We start from the raw sequence: 3324 nt of genomic DNA on the forward strand, positions 1-3324 counted from the left end.
GGATCGCCGCGTTCGCGGCGGCCGGGCTTCCGGTCGACGCCATGCGGTTCTCCGCCGGCACCGGCCAGGGGCTCGACTATTACGACGGCCTTGTCTTCGAACTCGCGCGCCCCGGCGGCGGAGAGCCGCTCGGGGGCGGCGGCCGCTATGACGGGCTGCTCAAGGCGCTCGGCGCGAAGCAGCCCGCCCCGGCGGTCGGATTCGCGCTCTGGCTCGACCGCTTCGAGGAGACCGCGCGATGAGCGGACTGGTTCTCGCCGTCCCCTCCAAGGGGCGCCTGCAGGAGAACGTGCAGGCCTTCTTCGCCCGCGCCGGGTTGACCTTCGTGCAGCCTGGCGGCTCGCGCGACTACCGCGGCGCGATCGCCGACGTGCCGGATGTCGAGATCGCCTATCTGTCGGCCTCCGACATCGCCGGCCAGCTTGCGAGCGGCGCGGTCCATCTCGGGGTCACGGGCGAGGATCTGGTCCGCGAGACGATCCCCGACGCCGACCAGCGGGTGAAGCTGCTGCAGCCGCTCGGCTTCGGCTACGCCAATGTCGTGGTGGCCGCGCCCAAGGCGTGGATCGACGTCAGCACGATGTCGGATCTCGACGACGTGGCCGAGGACATGCGCCGCCGCCATGGCCGCAGGCTCCGGGTCGCGACCAAATACGTCAACCTCACCCGCGGCTTCTTCGCCTGGAAGAAGCCCGCCGAGGGGCGCAGCGGCCCGGGGGTCTCGAACTACCGGATCGTCGAGAGCGTGGGCGCCACCGAGGGCGCGCCGGCGGCGGGCTCGGCCGACGTGATCGTGGACATCACCACCACGGGCGCGACGCTCGTCGCCAACGGGCTCAGGGTGCTGGACGACGGCGTGATCCTGCGCAGCCAGGCGCAGCTCGTCGCGAGCCTGCAGGCGGACTGGAGCCCCGCGGCCCGCAATGCGGCCCGTACGATCCTGACCCGGATCGCGGCCGAGGTGCGCGCCCGCAGCGTGCGCGAAGTCAGGGCGATGATGCCAAGCCGCGTCGAGCGGCTGATCGTCGACCTTGCGGCGCGCTTCGACGCGCGCGCGCCGTTCGGCGCGCCTGCGCCGGGAACGCCGCTCGTGCTGCATGCGCCCAAGCGCGCCGTCTTCGATCTGGTGGAGGCGCTGTCAGCGGCCGGCGCGGGCGCCGTCACGGTCTCGACGCTCGAGGACGTGTTCGAACCCTCGCCCGCTCTGGTCGAGGATCTGTTCGGCGCGCTGGGGAGCTGAAAAAGGAAAAGGCGGAACCGCCTCGGGGGGTAGCGGTTCCGCCTCATGAAGTCGGCCAGTCGGGGGGCTAGCCGGCTTTGTCAAAAGCTCGTTGCGAGCTTCCGAGCTTAGAACGGCGAATCAGGCTGGCGGTTCCGGGACGACGCAAAAAAACTTTCGGCCCTCAGTGGAGCGGCGGCAGAGCCGTTCCGAGCCGCTGCTCCAGGAAGGCGATGGTGCGGTCCCAGGCGAGCGCGGCCGCCTTGCGATCGTAGCGCGCCGGGTTTGCGTCGTTGTTGAAGGCGTGGTTCGCGCCCTCGTAAATGAACAGCTGATAGTCCTTGCCCGCCTCCTTCAACGCCTTCTCGAAGGCGGGCACGCCGGCGTTGATGCGCTCGTCCAGCCCCGCATAGTGAAGCAGCAGCGGCGCCTTCACCTCGGCGGCCTGGTCCGGCTCGAGCGTCTGGCCGTAATAGGCCACCGCGGCCTTGAGATCGGGTGAGGCGACCGCGAGCCTGTTCGCCATGCCGCCGCCCCAGCAGAACCCGACCGCGCCCACGGCGCCGTTGCTCTCCGGGCGCTTCGCGAGGAACGAGACCGCGGCGACAAGCGCCTCGGTGGCCTTTCCGAGATCCAGCGCCGCGATCAGTTCGCGCGCCTTGTCCTCGTCCGGCGGCGTGCCGCCGACCGGCGACAGCAGATCGACGCCGAGCGCCAGGAAACCCGACACCGCCAGACGGCGCGTCACGTCTTCGATATGGGGGTTCAGGCCGCGATTCTCGTGGATCACGATCACGCCGGGCCGCTTCGCCTCCCCGACCGGACGTGCGAGCAGCGCCGAGTAAGGCCCCGCGGGCGTCTCGAAGGTGACCTTCTCCGTCACGATGCGGCGGTCGTCGGGCGCCACGATCGCGGCGCGCGCGTAATCGTTCGAGAGAACCCCGAGCGCCGCGTTCGCGGCCGCCACGGAGCCCACCAGGGCGACAAGCCGCTGAAAGAAGGCGCGCCGGCCGAGTTCGCCATGGGTGTAGCGGTCGTAGAGCGCGATCACGCGCTGTTCAGGCCGAAGCTTCATGAGGACGCCCCCGTGCGCCGCGATGCGCGACGTGCGGCGCCGACCCTACATCGCAGGCGTCGCAGGAAGCGATCCTCACGCACAGTTCATCGTGGCGGCGAGACCGCGCGGGCGATCGCCTCGAACTCCGGCTTGCGCCCCTCGAAGCCGGCCTTGTCGCCGACGCAGACCACCGTCGTGCGCCCCTTGGGCGTATCGATCAGTACCAGATAGGAGCGGAGCTCGGCCGCCTTGGGCTCCCCTTCCGTGGACTTGAAGTCGGCGACCACCGCCGCGCCGGCGAGCCCGCCCTGCTCGAACGGCATGACGCTTTCCACGTCGTAGCGCAGCGACAGGGTGGCCCGGATCAGCTCCGTCCATTCCTTCTTCTGGGTGAAGGCGTTGATGTCCGCCTGGCTGAGCCCGGCGTTCTGCGGCGCGGCCTGGAAGGCGATCTTGCAGCCGGTGTCGGCCTCGTTGGCCTTCTGCACCGCGAACACGACGGCGTAGCGGGCGTCGCCCTCGGCGCGCGAAGCCTCGTAGCCCTCCGGGGGAAGCACCGCGAGGCCCGTGGCCTCGTCCCGCAGCGGCTCCGCCGCGAAAGCGCCGCCCATCATGAACGCCGTGGCGAGAATGTAGGCCACGCCTTTGAGGCTCATCCGCAACCCTCTGACCACAGGCGATGTCCGCCCAATGCGGCGCCCCACGCGCCATTCTCAGCCCCGCATAGCCTGCGCGCGCGGCCAAAAGGTGGAAACGCATCAATTAAGCTAACCGCCGCTCGCTCCGTCCCATCCGCCGATCGGCGGCCTCGGCGCAAAACGCCTCCAGGCTTCTCCGGACCCAATCGGACCTCTCTGGCGTTTGGATGGGAGGCGAGCGAGGGCGTACGGCATGAAGATCAAAGCGTTGGGCGGCGCGTTCGCCGCCATTCTGTGGTGCGCCGGAGCCTTGGCGGCGCCGGAGCAGCCCGCCCCGCCCGCCCCTCCTGAGCTCACCGAGCAGGCGATCGACGCCGCGACCTTCGAGGACTGGCGCCCCCGCGACGAGG

Annotated in this window: 4 protein-coding genes; 2 read left to right on the forward strand and 2 right to left on the reverse strand. The window is 70.4% G+C overall.

What is annotated here, in order from left to right; translation table 11 throughout:
• Both ACIKT0_RS15600 and hisG read left to right on the forward strand, forming a co-directional pair.
• Positions 1-242 (forward strand): ATP phosphoribosyltransferase regulatory subunit (locus tag ACIKT0_RS15600; RefSeq protein WP_407106249.1); only part of this gene is annotated, 242 nt, incomplete at its 5' end.
• Positions 239-1240 (forward strand): ATP phosphoribosyltransferase, encoded by a 1002-nt coding sequence (gene hisG, locus ACIKT0_RS15605; protein ID WP_407106251.1) that lies wholly within the window; start codon positions 239-241, stop codon positions 1238-1240. The genes ACIKT0_RS15600 and hisG, both read left to right, overlap by 4 nt.
• A 163-nt stretch (positions 1241-1403) precedes the next feature.
• Here hisG and ACIKT0_RS15610 read toward each other — a convergent pair whose 3' ends face one another.
• Complete coding sequence (locus tag ACIKT0_RS15610; RefSeq protein WP_407106252.1) at positions 1404-2294, reverse strand: dienelactone hydrolase family protein; 891 nt, start codon at positions 2292-2294, stop codon at positions 1404-1406.
• Positions 2295-2380: 86 nt separating this feature from the next.
• Positions 2381-2932: a hypothetical protein gene (locus ACIKT0_RS15615; RefSeq protein WP_407106254.1), complete on the reverse strand. Its 552-nt coding sequence runs from the start codon at positions 2930-2932 to the stop codon at positions 2381-2383.
• Between the last annotated feature and the right edge of the window lie 392 nt (positions 2933-3324).

The sequence above is a fragment of the Hansschlegelia beijingensis genome, from assembly GCF_045505405.1.
Lineage (GTDB): Bacteria > Pseudomonadota > Alphaproteobacteria > Rhizobiales > Methylopilaceae > Methylopila > Methylopila beijingensis_A.

What these genes read in the sequence shown, in the direction of transcription:
- ACIKT0_RS15615 (WP_407106254.1), bottom strand. Translation starts at nt 2,932, where the DNA reads ATGAGCCTCAAAGGCGTGGCCTACATTCTCGCCACGGCGTTCATGATG.
- ACIKT0_RS15610 (WP_407106252.1), bottom strand. Translation starts at nt 2,294, where the DNA reads ATGAAGCTTCGGCCTGAACAGCGCGTGATCGCGCTCTACGACCGCTAC.
- hisG (WP_407106251.1), top strand. Translation starts at nt 239, where the DNA reads ATGAGCGGACTGGTTCTCGCCGTCCCCTCCAAGGGGCGCCTGCAGGAG.